Consider the following 16,788-nt stretch of genomic DNA (forward strand, 5'->3'; position numbering starts at 1 on the left):
AGTACTCCGATACGTCCAGCAGCGGCTGCGCACCGGAAAGGGCGATCAATTTAACCTCTGTGGGTGTCATGGAGTTCAGTCCGCCTGCGGTTGTGCCAATCATCACGTTCGTGATGTCACGGACCGAGCAACGGCCGCCTGCGCATACTGCACCCAGGCTAGGCGATTGAATTGACCGCCGAAACTATACGCATGTTTGGCGACATTCGCTCGATCCACCGTTGACAAGCATGGAAGCAAAGCGTGCGCGTGGCGCGCCGATCGAAGCGCACGAACTCGCTTCACGGGGGCCGAGCACGAGCAGCCCCATACTCAGGTGTAGCTCGACCGCCAAAAGACCCGAACCTAGACTCCGCGATGTAACCCTGACCGGCACATCTCAACCGCGAAAACAGGAGCGCATCATGTCGAATGCACAAACAATTCCCCGAAAGATCGTCACGCAAGAAAGACCCGCGCCGGATGAACTGGTTCCTTCACGCTACGCGGTACGGGTCGGTGACATCGACGTACTGGTCATCAGCGATGGCATCTTGACCCCACCGGCCGAGTCGATGGCCACCAACGCCGACGCCGAGGTGCGGGGCGCGTGGCTCGATGACAGGTTTCTGTCAAAGGTTGCCTTCGATTGGGCGCTGAACGCCGTTGTCGTGCGCAGCGGCGACCAGACGATCCTCATCGACAGCGGTCTCGGCGAAGAGTATCCCGATTTCCCGCGGGCCGGACAGTTCGTCCATCGATTGGAAGCCGCCGGCGTCGATCTTGCCGCCGTGACCGACGTGGTGCTGACGCACATGCACTTCGACCATGTCGGCGGGCTCCTCGTAGAAGGCGTGAAGGAGCGCATGCGCCCGGATCTTCGCGTCCACGTGTGCGCCGCCGAGACCAAGTTCTGGCAGGCGCCCGATTTCTCGCTTACCGCCATGCCACCGGCGCTCGCAGATCTGGCGCGCAAGGCGTCCCTCGATTTTCTGAAAGCGTATCGCAGCAATCTGCGGACTTTTGACGAAGAGGCCCAAGTGGCACCGGGCGTGGTGGTCACTCGTACCGGCGGTCACACCCCCGGGCACAGCGTGGTCCGCATTTCGTCCGGTGGCGAGCGGCTGATGTTCGGCGGCGATGCCCTGTTCCCCGTCTCCTTCGACCACCCCGAGTGGCACAACGGCTTCGAACACGACCCTGAAGAGGCGACCCGAGTCCGGCTGCGGCTTATGCGTGAGCTTGCGGAGACTGGCTCCTGGCTGGTTTCAACGCACATGCCGTTCCCATCGGTCGGCCGTGTCGCAACCGCCGGCGACCTTTACCGCTGGGTTCCGGCCTGGTGGGACTATTGACCGAGAGCTTCTGTCAGGAATGAACCAGGCGACTGCCTTGGCCTGAGCAACGGTCGATTGTTGCCCCGTACGGCGCTTTTTCGCCGCGAGGCATCGATCGGCCGTTGACCCTGGTTAGCAGCGAGGAGGCTAAACTTGCCGCACCGTGTTCTAGACAACCCTGAGAGCCGCCGCTTCGAACTCCCTATCAAAGCGGACGCGATCGCAGCCGCATATTATCGGTGAACAGCTTCTTCGACGCCGTCGGAGAACCGATTGAAAAGCATGGCGGAGAAATCCTGAAATTTATCGGAGACGGTCTGCTTGCCATTTTTCCGATGGACCGTAAGGAAGCCTGCATGGACCTGATCGCGGCGGTCCGGGAGGGGTATCAGGCTGCGTCTCGCCTTTGGCTGCAAGACGACCACGTGCGTTTCGGCTTGGGCATCCACCTCGGCGCGGTCAATTACGGCAACATCGGTTCAAGACACCGTCTCGACTTCACTGTGATCGGTTCTGCCGTCAACAGGGCCTTCAAGCTCGAGGCACTCACCAAACGCCTGCGCCGTCCCGCACTTCTCTCGCAAGAGTTCGTGGACACAGCAGGGTGCCATGCGCAAACCGAACGTCTCGGGTCTCATATGGTGGACGGCATCGCAACCTCGATCGAGGTGTATGCCTTGCGCCTTGAAAGTCCGGGCAGCGGCGTGACGTTTGGTTAGGCTGCCGCAACGCCATTTTTCGTGACCACGCCATCAGGGTCCAGGCGGACTGCGAGAGATCGTCGAAACCAAGGTATACCTTTCCCGCCATGCGCCAGGTGCTAGCGTCTTCACGCCGCCTGCCAGCCGCTACACCCGCCGAAATACGGTTCCTGCCAGGGGGTCAAAACGGTCTTGCGTTAACGAAGGGGCCTACGTCAGGGCCGTGTTTCGTGGGCTGAGCATCGCGGCTTGAAAGCATCATTTGATGCGGCAAAACCAGCACGGAAAGGAATGGCCATGACAGCCGAGCAACCCGGTCACGGATACGTAACGACAGAAGATTGGACCAGGATTTTCTACAAGGATTGGGGGCCACGCGACGCGCAGCCGATCGTGTTCCATCACGGGTGGCCGTTGAGCGGAGATGACTGGGACAACCAGATGCTTTTCTTCCTCACAAAAGGCTATCGCGTCATTGCCCATGACCGCCGTGGCCACGGGCGATCCGAGCAGGTGAGCGGTGGCCATGACATGGACCATTACGCTTCCGACGTAGCCTCCCTCGTGCGGCAATTGGATTTGCGCAACGCGATCCATATCGGGCATTCGACGGGTGGTGGCGAAGCGACCCGGTACGTCGCCCGTCACGGCGAGGGCCGCGTGGCCAAGCTCGTCCTGATCGGCGCGGTACCACCGCTTATGCTCAGGACACCGACCAACCCCGAGGGGCTCCCGATCGAAGCGCTTGACGGCTACCGCGAGGCGCTCGCAACCAACAGGGCGCAGCTCTATCACGACATCGCAAACGGACCCTTCTACGGCTTCAACCGCCCTGGCGCCACGCCATCTGCAGCCGTAAGCCACAATTGGTGGCGACAGGGGATGATGGGAGCCGCCAATGCCCACTATCTTGGCGTCAAGGCCTTCTCGGAAACCGACTTTACCGAAGACCTCAAGATGATCGACGTGCCGACCCTGGTACTGCATGGCGATGACGACCAGGTCGTTCCGCTGGCAATTTCCGCCCCCCGTTCAGCTCAACTTCTGAAGAACTCCACCCTCAAGATCTACGAGGGCTTCCCTCACGGCATGGCGACCACGCACGCGGCCGTCATCAACCAGGACATTCTCAGCTTTATCACCAAGTAGAGAGTGGAAGGGCGCCTCGGCGCCCTTCTTCGCCACACGCGACCTGAAACAGAACTGAGCTTCGAGCGGTTGCGAATTGCGGCCGCCGCCTACCCGGAAGGAATGGAGGATTTCATGTGTTCCCCGAAAAAACGGACCGCAAACTTCGGTGTGCCGTGGGAAAAAGCCTACGGCTACTCTCAGGCCGTGCAGGTTAAAGGCATCATCTATGTCTCCGGCCAGCTAAGCCACGACTGGGCCGGCAACCTCGTCGCACCGGCAAAACTGGATCCATCCGGAAGACCGGTCGATTTTTCAACCATGGAAGAGCAGATGCGGCAGACCTACGCCAATGCCGTCGCCGTGCTTGCCGAATTCGGCGCTTCACTCGACGATGTGGTCGAAGAGACACTCTATGTGCTCGATGTCGATGCCGCATTTGCGGCTGCTGGCAAGGTCCGCAAGGAGATGTATGGAGCCGAGGTGCCTGAATGTGCGAGCAACCTCATTGGGGTTTCCCGCCTGGCATTTCCCGAACAACTGATCGAGGTCACCTTTCGGGCGATCGCACCGTGCGTTTCGATTTGCGGCGCCTGACAGCAAGCCAGCGGCTGGTCAACCGGGCGGACAGTCGAGGTTGAGCAAACCTTCGTTTTATAGCCAGCAGAACCACGTCGGATAAAATGGGTGGATCTTGGTACCTGACGATCAAGGGAGCTAATCAATGCCCGAACGTTCAAACCCCATCGAAGCAGCCACCGACGTCAACATAGTCCACATCATCGACGACGATGAAAGGATTCGCTCGGCGCTGCTGGAACTCTTCTGTTCTTCAGGAATACAGGCCGAAGCCTTCGTCGACACCGCGGATTTCGACGAAAGGGGCGACCCGGAGGCCGCAGGGTGCCTGTTGCTCGATGTGAAACTGCCCGGCATGAGCGGTATCGAGTATCAAAGGAAACTGTCGGATGCGGGCTTCGACCTTCCGATCGTTTTCATGACCGGCGATGGAGACGTCCCGACGAGCGTCACTGCCATGAAGGCGGGAGCCGTCGATTTCCTGTTGAAACCCTTCGAGGTGGATGACCTGCTTTGTGCGGTGGCCGCAGCTATGGAGGAAGGAAAAAAGCAGCGGGAAGTGGCTGCAAGGCGAAAACACGCCCGCCAGTGCGCGGCCAGCCTCACCCCCCGCGAGAGGCAGGTAATGAAGCTTGTCACCCAAGGTCTCATGAACAAGCAGGCCGCATACGAACTGGGGATCAGCGAAATCATGGTCAAGCTTCATCGCGCAAGCGCGATGAAGAAGATGCAGGCCCGTACATTCAGCGACCTAGTAAGGAAGTCAGAACTGCTTCAGTGAGGTCGCTGCCTGAGCTTGCGAGCGCAAGAGTCGGTCGCGCCTCTTTTCCGGCCGTCCTGGCCCCATTGCGGTCCGCAGCGTGATGTGTCCAACAAACAACCGGCTTCGCGTCGCGATCGGCTTCGCTAAACGAACGTATAGATGCAGGTGCTTGAAAGACGGTAGGCTTCCAGCACCATCCTTGGCCGGCACCTTCGTCAGGAGGTGATTATCTGAGTGCCGCAGTCCCCTCCCCGCGGCACGGCCGCCCAAGGCCGGCACACCTAGGGGCGGTTTGACCAAGGGCAGGCGGCCTCCTTTTCTTGACGAGGGTCGAATCCTGCGGGTCCGCGCGTCGCTCAATTGCGTCGTAGCTGTTCGGTTTTCCGAACGAGATCTGCCAGCGAACGGCTCTGCATCTTGCGCATAAGGCTCATCCGATGGAGCTTAACGGTCATTTCGCTAATGCCGAGTTGGTAGGCCACCTGCTTGTTCATAAGGCCACTGACCACCGCAAACATCACTTCCTGCTCGCGAGGAGAAAGGGTATCCACCAGCGCCTGGATCCGGTCGCGTTCCGCCTCGACTTTGCGGCGCTCGGCGTCGAGTTTTATGGCACGATCTACGGCCTCGAGGAGATCCTGGTCGGAGAAAGGCTTTGTGAGGAAATCCATGGCGCCAGCCTTCATCGCCTTTACGCTTGTTGGAATGTCTGCGTGACCCGTCAGAAAGATGACAGGCAGCCGGCTCCCGGCAAGCAGGAGATGTTCCTGTAGGTCCAGGCCGGTGCCGCCCGGCATACGCAGATCCAGGACAAGGCAACCGGGCGCCTGAATGTCGGCAGTCTCCAAGAACTCTGGACCGTTCGAGAAGGCAGTCGCCCGCTTTTGGGTCACCGTGAACAAATCGAGCAACGCTTCCCGCATCGCCTCGTCGTCGTCAACGACGTAGACGATAGGTTCCGCAAGCTTTTCCGCCTTGGTTTGAGCGTGTTGCATCAGATTGGCCTCTGTTTCATCCCGCGCGCATCATCGACGATCACGACGAGCGGGCGTTCGCTTTGACGGTGCGCGTGCGAAACGACCGTCGGTTTGAGCAGTAGTTCAGGCTTCATCGCTCCCCTCCATGTCTCGGTCGGACAATGCAGCGGCAAGCGTGGCAAGCAGAACCTGCGCATCGAAGGGTTTTCTGAAGCAGCAAGTCCGGTCGTGCACACTCAGCTGATCGGCGATCTCGTGCCGTCCAGTCATCAGGAAAACAGGCAGACTCGGCTCTTTCCTCTTTACCAAGTCTCTAAGTTCGAACCCGTCCATTCCCGGCATACCGATATCCGTGATGAGCGCATCCAAACCCGGTAGCCCAGCGGAAAGAAGCGATCGGCCCGACGAAAAGCTGCGAGCTGAGTAGCCGGCCGACTCCAAGAGGTCCTCCAGCGACTCCAGCAATCTCGGATCGTCGTCAACAATCGCGACGACCTGCCGATGCGGCAAAGCCATCGATTTCACGCCGGTCTTGCGGGCATGCGTGATGGGGATCTTCAAACGTTCCGCGATCCGGACCAAGTCGGCAAAAGAACCCGCCTTCATCTTCTGCATCACATTTCGCCGGTGGATCTGCAGGGTCACCTCACTGATGCCGAGTTCTGCGGCCGCCTGCTTGTTGAGTAGCCCGCTTATGACCAGCGGCAGCACCTCGCGTTCGCGCGGTGTCAGGTCGAGATAGCGCCGCCTCAGCTTTGCGAACTCTGCGCGCTCGGCTCGTCTTTCCTCGTCTTGGGCAATGGCCGTGTGAATGGCGGCCATCAAGTCCGCGTCGGTAAACGGTTTGGTCAAAAAGTCCACCGCGCCGTCCTTTATGGCGCGCACCGACGAACGGATATCTCCGTGACCGGTTATGAATACGATCGGTGGATGTTCCCCTGTCGCTATTTCACTTTGAAGATCCAGACCGTTGATGTCCGGCAACTCGATATCCAACAGCAGGCAGGCTGGCGTGTCTGGTTTCTCTGAATTGACATAGTCTCCGGCCGAACCGAAGGCGATCGACTGGATACCGTGTGAGGCCAAAAGATCGCACAGAGCCTCGCGGATCCGATTGTCGTCATCGACGATGAAAACTGTGTATTCGTCGTTCGTCATGCCACCGCTTCCACTTCAATCGGCAACGTAAACGTGAAGATTGCGCCACTCGGTTCATTGTTTTGCACCCACAGTCGCCCCCCGTGCGACTCAATGATCGAACGACAAATTGCCAGGCCCATCCCCATTCCATTCACTTTCGTCGTAAAGAAGGCTTCGAAAATTCGTTCAGGAAACGCGACACCCGTGCCACGGTCACTGACCTCGGTCGCAACAAAATCACCAACGCGATGGACCCTGACGCTAACGACGCGGTCGCGAACAGCGGCGTCCATCGCGTCCATACCGTTACGAATGAGGTTCACCAGAACCTGCTGGATCTGCACCTGGTCGACGACAACGTTCGGGAGGGCTTGCTCGATATCGACCTCGACCCGGACGCGACGGCGCATGGCCTCCTCTGTGATGAGATGAACTGCTTCGGCAATCACGTTCACAAGATCGGTATTGCTCTGCGGCTCGACGCGCTGTCTGAACAGGGCGCGGATGCGGCTGACGACCTCCGCCGCAGAGTTGGCGTCACGGATGATGCGTTCGGCTGTGATCTTTGCCCGATCGAGATTGGGTGGTTCGGCCAGCAGCCAACGGTGACAGGCGTTGGAGTTGGCCACGATCGCTGCCAATGGTTGGTTCACCTCATGGGCGATTGATGCGGAAAGCTCAGCCAGGCTCGCCGACTGACTGGCTCTGGAAAGCCTCTCTTGCGCAAGACGCAATTCGTCCTGCGCCTGAACCTCGCCATCGATATCAAGGCAAATCACGTTCCACTGGATGATTGCGCCCTCCAGATTGCGCATGGCAGCCGCTCTGGTCTCGACCCACCGATACTCGCCGTCAAACCGCCGCAGACGGTGTTTGCGCGCATAAGGTTCGCCAGTGGCCAGGGAATGCGCATACTTCTCCTTGACCCCTGCAACATCGTCGGGATGCACCCCTGCATCAAGCGTTGCGTCCAGCCGAGACTTCCCGGTTCGGTCCAGATCTTCAAGGTTATACCCGAGAAACTCCCGCAACTGCTGGCTGCGATAGACCGGCTCGCCGTTTGGCGCGGCGCAGTCGATCATCGCCGGCAATGTCTCCACCAGTTGCCAAAGCGATCGCTCGCGTTCGCGCAGCGCTTCCTCGACGCGCAATTGATCGTCGATATCATGTGACAGCCCGTACCATTGCACGATCTGTCCACTGTCGTCGCGCAGGGGTTCCGCACTGCTTTCAACCCAGCGATAGACACCATCCGATCGGCGGAGGCGAAACCTTTTTGAGAAGTTTTCGCCGGTAGCGATAGATTGCTTCAGGGCGTCCTCAAGGCCGGATGCGTCGTCCGGGTGGACGGACGTTCTGAAGGCGGCCGCCAGGCGGCTCGGGTCTGGCTGATCGGAACTCGCTGCATCCAGACCGAGAAAGCACATCAGTCGCCTGTTGAAAAATGTTGGCTCGCCCTGACGGTTCAGGCGCCAAAGCAGGCTGGGAACGATATCGACGAGCTGTAGGAGTTCTCTTTCGCGGTCGCGCAACGCGTTCTGTGCACGCATCTCATCATCGATGTCGATCGAGATCGCATACCAATTTGCGATCCCCCCCTCCGGGTCGATCAGCGGCGCCGCACGCCCGTCGACCCAACGGTAGACACCGTCCGAGCGGCGCAAGCGGTACTTCATTCCGTAAGATTCGCCTGTCGCAACGGAATGGCGGACCGCTTCCAGGAGGCGCGCGGAGTCGTCCGGATGCACGAGCATTTCCATCGCCGTCGCCAGCCGGCTGCCCGCCGGTGTTTCCAACTGTGCGAGATCTTTCCACCCATAGAAATCAAGCAGGCGCTTGTTGAAAAAGGTCGGTTCGCCGTTGGGCCCAAGTCGGCGGATGTGAACCGGGACCATGTCGACAAGCTGCGAGAGTTCGAGCTCTCGGCCACGCAACGCCTCAACGGTCTTCTTGTAAACATCGATGTCGAGCGCGATGCCGAACCAGCCCACGATGCGGCCTCGGGCGTCGCGGGCGGCCCGGGCGGCAGTCCTGGCCCAGACATAACTTCCAGATACGCGGCGGAAGCGAAACTCGACGTTGAAGTCATCCCCCGTTTCGAGGCAACGATTCCATGCCGCTGCGGTCCGCTCGTAATCGTCCGGATGCAGCAATTGCTTCCAGGCCGTGTGACCTTCGTCAACGGAAACGTTCAGTTGTTCCGCAGTGACGCCGAGCGAGTTCTGCGCAAATGGATGCAGGTAAATCCAGCGTCCGCGCGCATCGAACGCCCAGCCGTTGCCGAATATGCTCTCGACAGCTCTCGCAGACCGCAATGGTTCTGGCTCACCAGCGGTATCGGATGCCGTAACCATACGAGGCTCGCGATCCGTCACCAACTCGTCGATGTCGACGCTGACGCTGTACCCGGGCTCGGCACGGGTTTCCGTCCACCTATACTTGCCGTCGGGCTGTCGCTGTCTGTGCCTGGTGACCTGGGGAACACCCGTCCAGAACGCACGCGCGGCCGCATGAGCCGCTGCAGTTCGATCGTCGGGGTGAATTGCGCTCAATGAGCTTGGCAATTCCTGTACGGCCGCCTCCGCCGTATCGGCAAAACGAGCGGCCGCGTCAGACGTTTCGATGTCGATTATGGCGCCGTACCAGCCAAGGATACGATCATCACCATCGCGCAAGGGCTGAGCAGACGTGCGGCTCCAACCGTAAGCGCCGCTTTTGCGCAGAGTTCGATGCTCGATATTGAAGTGCTCGCCCGATTCAAGGGACCAGTGCCAGAGCGCCATTGACCGTCCGTAATCGTCCGGATGGATCATTCTCCTCCAGCCGAGAGGACCACCATCCGACTGTGAGCTGAACTCCTCAAGCGTCAGGGCCAGCCGCGACAGCACCGCAGGGCTGACGCAAACGATCTCACCGGCCGGGTTCGCAGCCCAAGCGTTGCCGACCACACTTTCGATGATCCGCACCGCCTGCATTGCTTCCAGCCCGATTTCGTCAGGTGTGTCGAACGCCTTCGTCATTGCCTTCTCCTGCAGGACGAGGAAGCCACTATCAGCGCTCTGCATAGCAGTCGTTCTCGATATCCGGACTGCGCGAACTAGCCGCCCATCCTATTCTCGCCGCGTCTCCCCTGCATCCTATGGAAATCTATGACAACTGGCAGTGTATTCTAAGCTGTACCTCCGCATAGGCGAAGAGTAACTCTCGGCCTCGTCTGGCAGCGCGACCTGGGCGGCAAGACGGTTCCCTAATGCACAGCAGCCAGGCCGATGGATGGTTGCTTCGGCACAAACGGGACTATCGTCTCGTCGCGAGACCGGCAGATGAGCCAGCCTTCGTCAAGATAGCCTTGTCACCACCCGCAAGGCATGGTTCCGAACGATCGCCCGGCGCACCTGCCGATCGCCGCGACGTCTCGAAGCGCTCGGTCGAGGTTCTGCGTGAAACCGCAGGGCAGAGCGCTGACAATCCCCGCAGGCATCATGGACTTCCATAGGCTGCGGCATGGCTGTGATTGCGATAGGATCAAGGGAAACGGGTGAATGGTTCGTCCCATCCGAATGCGTTTATACTGCCTTGGTAGGGCCTACTGCGCCCAGGCTTTCTCTGTCCGATCGGAGCAGCCGATGGAATCAGCTTCTAGAGTTGGCGACAGCCATTCAGAGACAGTCAGCCAGCCTATTCAGGGGCGCGAGCGAACGTCGCCAGGGCCCGCGGCGAGCGCGTTACCGCGCGCACCGACCTACCGACCGTCCCTCGGGCCTGCTTCACAGTGGCGGCAGTTTCGATCAAGCCGCCCGCAGCTGTTGCATCTGGTCGCGTTCTTCGCAGCCTACGTGCTGGGCTGCGGATTCGCGAATGTGCTCGCTATCGTCCCGGGCATCACCGTCTCGATCTGGCCTCCCGGCGGCGTATTTATGGCGACACTCATCCTCACCTCTGCCTACAGTTGGCCATGGTGGATCGTCAGCGGTTGCCTTGCCGAGATGTTTGCCCAGCTTGTCTGGTTTCACAGCCCACTTCCCGCAGGATTTTTGATCTTCGTCGGCAACGCGCTCTGCGCTTCCGTGGGTGCGATGCTCGTAAGCAGCGCCACAGGTCGCCCCGTCCGACTGGAAACCCTCCAGCAGGTCCTGGCTTTCGTCATATTGGGGGCGGGAGTAGCACCACTCGCAAGCGCGACCGTCGGGAGCGCAACCCTTGCCTGGTTCGGCGTGAAATCCCAGACATTCGCGTCCGTGTGGCCACTGTTCTGGATTGGAGATGCGACAGGCATCTTGCTGGTAGCACCATTGGTGCTGGTCCTCGTCCGTTCCTGGCGCGGAGAGTCAAGTCTATCTGTCGAACGCTGGACGGAGGCTGCCGTTCTCTGCCTCATCTTCCTGGGCGTTGCCGCCCTTTCCTTGAGCGCTCGCTTCTTCCCCTCTCCATATATCATTTTGCCGTTTCTGCTTTGGGCCGCCGCACGTTTCGAATTCCGAGGTGCCGCTGTCGCCTTGACGCTCCTGACGCTGATTACGATGGCGCTCACGATATCCGGAGACAGCCAGTTTATCGGTGATGCCGGATCGCAAAGGCAACAGCAGGTCATGCTGCAGCTCTTCCTCGTCATTTCCGCATTCTCGGCGCTTGTCGTCGCAGCCATTTCCAGGCAGCACCAACTGGCACTCGTCACCGCTCGTCAAAGCGAACTCCGGCTGCAACGCTTGATCGACGCCGTTCCGGCTCTCATTTGGAGCGCCACGCCTGACGGAACGCCGTGCTACCTCAACAAGTGGGCCACCGACACTACCGGGCTGGCGCTGACGGATCTGGTTGCGGCCAACGGAAGACGATCCTTGACGGACATTCACCCGGATGACCGCACTGCCACCGATGAGGCGCTGAAACGCGCGTTCGAGGCGGGCACGACCTTTGCGGGCAGATATCGTCAGCGGCGCGCAAATGGTCCCCATCGTTGGGTCGAGAGCCGGGCTGCACCCTTGCGTGACGAGGCCGGAACGATCTTGCAATGGTATGGCGTTTCCGTCGACATCGAAGACGCAGTAAGCGCGCAGGCAGCACTGCGCGAACGGGAGCAGGAGCTGCTGCACCTTGTGAACATGGTGCCAAGTCACGTTTGGCGCTTGACCCCCGATGGCGAGCCGACCTTCTTCAACAAACGCATGGTCGACTTTCTCGGCTTGGACATTTGTGACACGGACAAACCGGGAAAAACCCGGCTGGCAGCCATGGTCGAAGCCTCCGTGCATCCCGCCGAGGCAGGTGCATTCGTCGACCTGCTTCGACATTGCCTCGAAACCGGTGAAGACTTTGCTATGCGGTATCGCCTGCGCCGGGCCGATGGCGTCTTTCGCTGGATGTCGAGCCGGGCAGAGCCAATGCGGGATCAATCAGGGCGAATCGTCCAGTGGTACGGCATTTGCCATGACATCGATGATCTGACCCACGCCGAGGACGCATTGCGCCGTAGTCAGAGGCAGCTTCAAGTGATGATCGACGCAGTGCCGGTCCGCATCTGGAGCGCGACGCCATCGACCGGCTCAGTCTACTTCAACAAACAGTTCCGAGACCGTTTCCGCTCGGTTGTCGCAAGCTTCGAAGCGCACGGGGAGCAGAGTATCGAAAGTCTGCTTCAGAAGCTGATCCATCCGGACGACGCTTCGGCCGTCGGGGACACGCTGCAAAGATGTTTCGAGACCGGCAGTAGCGCGACGTTGCGCTTTCGTTGGCTTGAAATTGAAAGCGGATATCGCTGGGTGGAATGCCGGGTCGAACCTCGTCGCAATCAGGAAGGAGAGATCGAGGAGTGGTATGGCGTTTCGCTTGATATCGACGATCAGATGCGGGCTCAAAACGCATTGCACGATCGCGAGCGCGAGCTGTCCCTGCTCGTCGACATGGTGCCGGCCTTCATCGCCCGCCAGACCGCCAGCGGTGAACTGAGCTTTCTGAACAAGCGGTTGGTGGACTTCCTCGGATTCGATGCCATCGACGTGAACAAGCCGGGCATGCCCCGCGCGGGCGCGATGATGCGTTCTGTCGTCCATCCAGACGATATTGCCTCCGTGCGTGAGAACGCCACGCACGGCCTCTCCACCGGTGAACCATTCTCCAACAGATATCGCATGCTGCGCGCCGACGGCGCATACCGCTGGGTGGATGGACGCTGCGAGCCATTGCGCGATCAAAGCGGGACGATCGTGCAGTGGTATGCCGTTGCCATCGATGTCGACGACGAAGTGCGCGTCCAACAACGGCTATTCGATCGGGAACGCGAACTCTCGCAGCTGGTCGATATGGTGCCCAGCCCACTCTGGCGGTTAAACACGGATGGGGAACCGGTCTTCTTCAGCAAGAGCCTGATTGAATTCCTGGGCCACGACGTGAAGGACTATCAGGGGACCGGCAGCGTTCTCGCCGCTGCCATAACGGCCGCGCTTCACCCGGATGACGCGGCGAAGATGGATGCCACGCTTAGAGAGGCTTTCGTCACTGGCGAGAGCTTCTCGTTAAACTACCGGTTACGCCGCGCCGATGGCGTCTATCGCTGGATGTCGGGCCGCGGTGCCCCCTTGCGGGACGCCACCGGTCAGATCCTGCAATGGTTCGGCATTTGTCACGACATCGACGATCAGCTCCGAGTAGAACAGGTCTTGCGCGAGCGTGAGCGCTCGCTTCGACAGCTCATTGAAACCTTGCCTGCGATGGTCGAATGCACCGACCCGAACGGTGATCCTGTCTACCGCAGCGAACAGCTTCGCGAGTATCTGGGGTACAAGTTGGAAGCGCCGGACGCCTCGGGAGAAGCAAGGCCGTCGGGCGCGCTTGGTGCTGCCGTCCATCCCGACGATATGCCTCAGGTCCATGAGAACTGCGGCCATGCCATGTCGACCGGCACGCCCTATGCGCAGAAGCATCGACTTCGTCGGTCGGACGGAGAGTATCGCTGGGTGGAAACCCGAGCAGCGCCCATGAGGGACGCAGAGGGGCTGATCGTCCAGTGGAACGTCATTTGCATCGACATAGACAGCGAAGTTCGGGCCCAGGAAGATTTGCGGGCTGCGCGCGATGGTCTCGCGCGTGCGTCTCAAGCCGCTAGCCTTGCCGAACTTTCCGCCTCGATCGCCCATGAGGTGAACCAGCCGTTGGCAGCGATCGTGACAAATTCGCATGCGTGCCAACGCTGGCTATCTGCTGATCCGCCAAACCTTGAGCGAGCGCAAAGGACGGTGGAACGCATTACTCGCGATGCAAACGCCGCCGCAGACGTCGTGAGCCGCATCCGTGCATTGTTCACAAGGTCGGTTGAACCTGGGATGAGCACAACGGTGGACAGAGTCATTGCCGAAGTGCGCAGCCTTATGGCCGAGGAGGCCATGCGGCGCCGCGTCCGCATACAGGTCGATGTCGAAGGTGACCTGTCTCCGGTCGCCATGGATCGCGTCCAGCTTCAACAGATACTGGTCAACCTAATCCGAAACGGCATAGAGGCGATGGCATCCACTGCGGATCTGCGGATGGTCAGCCTGCATGCGACGCGTATCGATGACATGATCCGCATCGCTGTCAGCGATTGGGGCGCTGGGGTCCAAAACCCCGACAGGATTTTCGAACCGTTCTTCACCACGAAGAACGACGGCATGGGCATGGGGTTGGCGATCTGCCGTTCGATCGTCGAGTCTCACGGCGGACGTCTGTGGGCAGAAAAAAACGAACCCCATGGATCGACGTTTGTTTTCACATTGCCGATCGAAACCAACCCAACGACATGACGATTGCCTCACAGGGCTGCGTGCAAAAAAATCACGCTGTTAGTCTTCATCTCCGACTGCCGTTAGCGTCGCATGCCCTTTAGCCAGCGCAGGTCAACTTTCATCGCGTGCACTCCAAAGGCAGTCCGTCTCCTTTCGGCCCCCGCCGCTGACAGGCCTTCACTCCGGCCGGAAGGGCCGGCGGAGCCACTTGCCAAGAGCAGACGCCTCCCGAGATGAATTTCCGACCAACTTTATTCGCCTTTGCTGGAAAGCAATTCGTCGAGCTGCTCCAGCTGTTCCGGCAATGCGGCCGCCGAGCCCTGCAGTGCTTCCTCAAGCGCCTCCGCGGACGGATAGACTTCGCAAAACGTCAGCAGCGTCTTTCCGCCCTGGTCCTCGAAAGTCACGGTCGTGACCGCGCCCTCTTCGCCCTCGTCGTTGGTCCAGACGATGCGCTCGTTTTGCACCACCTCGAGATACTTGCCGTAGAAGGCCATGGTGTCCGAACCACCGACGCCGAATACCAGCCGGTATTTGCCGCCGGTACGGACATCTATATCGCACGATACGATCGACAAGCCGGGTACCGATTTTGGCACCCACCAGCGCTGAAACAGCTCGGGCTGGCTCCACGCTCTGTAAACCGTGCTCGGCGGCGCATCGAAAGTCCGCGCTACGACGAGTTCGCGATCCCCTTTGCGCTCGACTGACGTGCGGTTCTGCGCGCCACCTGCACTGTCAACTTGCTGATTCATCGCTTCCCTCCAGTTTCATTTCGCCGACAATTTCGTCCAATGCTTCGAAGCGGGCCTCGAAGAGTTTGCGATGCGCCTCGATCCACTCGGCCTCCGGTTGGAGGCCGCGTTTCCCGAGCTTGCAGGTTCTCACCCGTCCGACCTTCTGCGTGACGACGAACCCCGCCCGCTCGAGAACCTGGACGTGCTTCTTCATGCCGGTCAGCGTTATCTGGAACGTATCGGCGAGACTGGTGATCGACGCGTCCCCTTGCCTTGATGGGATCAGAACTAATGACCCAGTTATTATTCCCTCTGTTAAAGGTTCATTCCGCAAGACATGAGCTTGGCCTGTTTGGCGCTCTCCCCTCGCTATCCGGGAGTTTCAATCGCGACCTGCCCGCGATCACCTGCAAAGGGTGACAAGGAGAATGGCCGCGTCTTCGAAGGGCCACGACATAACCTCACCCCGACGAATGCCCCCCGAAGCCCAAAAGCTCGCCGAGCGCCGAACGCTTGCCCACGAGATCGGCGAGCGTGTATTTGTCGAAAACCGCCACAAAGGCGGCTGTGGCTTCCGAAAGCACGCTCGGCAAGGCGCAGGCGGGCGCGATACGACAGCCGTGGCAATCTATCAGATCCGTCAGCCCTTCAGTATGCCGAAGCAGCGCGCCGAGATTGATCTCGTTCGTCGGCCTCGCGAGGCGTATGCCGCCATTGCGACCGCGCACGGACTCCAGGAACTCAGCGTTCGCAAGGTCCTGAACGACCTTCATCATATGGTTTTGCGAGACCGAGAACGTTTCCGATATCTCCCGGATCGAGCTAAGCCCCGATGGCCGTGATCCCAAATAGATCATCAATCGCATTGCGTAGTCGGTATACTTGGTGAGCCTCATTGGGGTCTGCGTCAAATAGTCCAATCCAAAAACATGCATTTGATTAGCATCTTTGTCCTCGAATAAATAGATGCACCTGAGATACATGTTTAAGGGCGGATTTGCGATGAGCTCGCAAGCGATAACCGAAACAGACATCCGAACGATCGTTGAACGTTTCTACGCCGAAGTGCGATCCGACCAGGTCTTGAACGCTGGCTTCGCGGCCGTAACGGATTGGGACGACCATCTCGAGCGCATGATGGCATTCTGGGGGTCGATGATGATGTCGACCGGCCGTTACAAGGGTAATCCGGTGGCAATGCACTTGATCCACCTTGAACGCATCCACCCGGGCATGTTCGAGCGCTGGTTGACGCTTTGGAGGAAGGTCACTTCAGACGCTCTGTCGCCGGAGGTTGCTGCCGAGATCCAGTCAAGGGCCGTCAGAATTGCTTCGCGTTTGTCATCCGCCCTGTTTGGATCGGACCACGCAGTCCCGCCGGCCAGACCGCTTGAGCTTGCCTCACGGCCCTATAGGAGCACACCGGTTTTCGACGAAGACACGGTCCCCAAACCGCTCCTGCAGTTTCACAGGCTGCGGCCGCAGACCTGGGCGAAGCTCACCGTCCTTGAGGGAAGCCTCCACTACCACCTTCATTCTCAGCCGGCGATCGAAGCGGACGCCCGCTCGCCGGTCATCATCCCCCCGGATGTGCCCCACCACCTCCAGATCGTAGGCCCCGTGAAACTTCAATTGCACTTCTACGATCACCAACCTGCCCCCCACTAATGCACCGCATCGAAAGGAAAGT

12 protein-coding genes and 2 pseudogenes are annotated in these 16,788 nt (G+C 59.7%); 7 read left to right on the top strand and 7 right to left on the bottom strand.

Translation table 11 applies throughout. From position 1 onward, the window contains the following. Positions 1-404: 404 nt before the first annotated feature. The 5 genes from V7S54_RS29920 to V7S54_RS29940 all read left to right on the top strand — a co-directional run bounded on the left by V7S54_RS29920 (position 405) and on the right by V7S54_RS29940 (position 4,505). The gene (locus V7S54_RS29920; RefSeq protein WP_336409611.1) at positions 405-1,334 is read left to right on the top strand and encodes an MBL fold metallo-hydrolase; all 930 of its coding nucleotides are present in this window, start codon (positions 405-407) and stop codon (positions 1,332-1,334) included. Between the two features lie 221 nt (positions 1,335-1,555). Next, entirely contained in the window at positions 1,556-2,035 is a 480-nt protein-coding gene (locus V7S54_RS29925) for an adenylate/guanylate cyclase domain-containing protein (RefSeq protein ID WP_336409610.1), read from the top strand. 279 nt (positions 2,036-2,314) lie between these two features. Next, positions 2,315-3,166, top strand: coding sequence for an alpha/beta fold hydrolase (locus V7S54_RS29930; RefSeq protein WP_336409609.1), 852 nt, complete (start codon positions 2,315-2,317; stop codon positions 3,164-3,166). A 114-nt stretch (positions 3,167-3,280) separates the two neighbouring features. Next, positions 3,281-3,742, top strand: a complete 462-nt coding sequence (locus V7S54_RS29935; protein WP_442892631.1) for a RidA family protein — start codon at positions 3,281-3,283, stop codon at positions 3,740-3,742. 127 nt (positions 3,743-3,869) lie between these two features. Then, positions 3,870-4,505, top strand: coding sequence for a response regulator transcription factor (locus tag V7S54_RS29940; RefSeq protein ID WP_112948372.1), 636 nt, complete (start codon positions 3,870-3,872; stop codon positions 4,503-4,505). 338 nt (positions 4,506-4,843) lie between these two features. Here V7S54_RS29940 and V7S54_RS29945 read toward each other — a convergent pair whose 3' ends face one another. From V7S54_RS29945 to V7S54_RS29960, 4 genes and pseudogenes are all read right to left on the bottom strand, one after another. Beyond that, a complete protein-coding gene (locus tag V7S54_RS29945; protein ID WP_057248366.1) occupies positions 4,844-5,482 on the bottom strand; it encodes a response regulator transcription factor in 639 nt (212 codons plus the stop codon). A gap of 105 nt (positions 5,483-5,587) precedes the next feature. After that, a complete protein-coding gene (locus V7S54_RS29950) occupies positions 5,588-5,980 on the bottom strand; it encodes a response regulator (RefSeq protein WP_176707579.1) in 393 nt (130 codons plus the stop codon). A 9-nt stretch (positions 5,981-5,989) separates the two neighbouring features. Continuing rightward, a pseudogene (locus V7S54_RS29955) lies at positions 5,990-6,622 on the bottom strand (response regulator transcription factor); the annotation flags it as partial. After that, positions 6,619-9,624, bottom strand: a complete 3,006-nt coding sequence (locus tag V7S54_RS29960) for a PAS domain-containing protein (RefSeq protein WP_336409608.1) — start codon at positions 9,622-9,624, stop codon at positions 6,619-6,621. The gene V7S54_RS29960 and the pseudogene V7S54_RS29955, both read right to left, overlap by 4 nt. A 606-nt stretch (positions 9,625-10,230) precedes the next feature. On the opposite strand from V7S54_RS29960, the gene V7S54_RS29965 reads away from it, so the two are divergent. Beyond that, on the top strand, positions 10,231-14,379 hold the full coding sequence (locus tag V7S54_RS29965) for a PAS domain-containing protein (protein WP_336409607.1): 4,149 nt from the start codon (positions 10,231-10,233) through the stop codon (positions 14,377-14,379). Positions 14,380-14,612: 233 nt separating this feature from the next. On the opposite strand, the gene V7S54_RS29970 is transcribed toward V7S54_RS29965, so the two are convergent. The 3 genes and pseudogenes from V7S54_RS29970 to V7S54_RS29980 all read right to left on the bottom strand — a co-directional run bounded on the left by V7S54_RS29970 (position 14,613) and on the right by V7S54_RS29980 (position 16,132). After that, positions 14,613-15,116 carry an SRPBCC family protein gene (locus V7S54_RS29970; protein WP_336409606.1) on the bottom strand — a complete coding sequence of 168 codons (504 nt, stop codon included), beginning with the start codon at positions 15,114-15,116 and terminating at the stop codon, positions 14,613-14,615. Continuing rightward, a pseudogene (locus V7S54_RS29975) lies at positions 15,100-15,369 on the bottom strand (ArsR family transcriptional regulator); the annotation flags it as partial. The pseudogene V7S54_RS29975 and the gene V7S54_RS29970, both read right to left, overlap by 17 nt. A 190-nt stretch (positions 15,370-15,559) precedes the next feature. After that, on the bottom strand, positions 15,560-16,132 hold the full coding sequence (locus V7S54_RS29980) for an Rrf2 family transcriptional regulator (RefSeq protein WP_336409605.1): 573 nt from the start codon (positions 16,130-16,132) through the stop codon (positions 15,560-15,562). Between V7S54_RS29980 and V7S54_RS29985 the strand changes: the two genes are divergently transcribed. Next, positions 16,101-16,766, top strand: coding sequence for a DUF1971 domain-containing protein (locus V7S54_RS29985; RefSeq protein ID WP_336557486.1), 666 nt, complete (start codon positions 16,101-16,103; stop codon positions 16,764-16,766). The genes V7S54_RS29980 and V7S54_RS29985 overlap by 32 nt on opposite strands. The last annotated feature ends 22 nt before the right edge of the window (positions 16,767-16,788 follow it).

This window comes from Ensifer sp. CCNWLY38 (genome assembly GCF_037120565.1).
In the GTDB taxonomy this organism is placed as follows: Bacteria; Pseudomonadota; Alphaproteobacteria; order Rhizobiales; family Rhizobiaceae; genus Ensifer; species Ensifer adhaerens_H.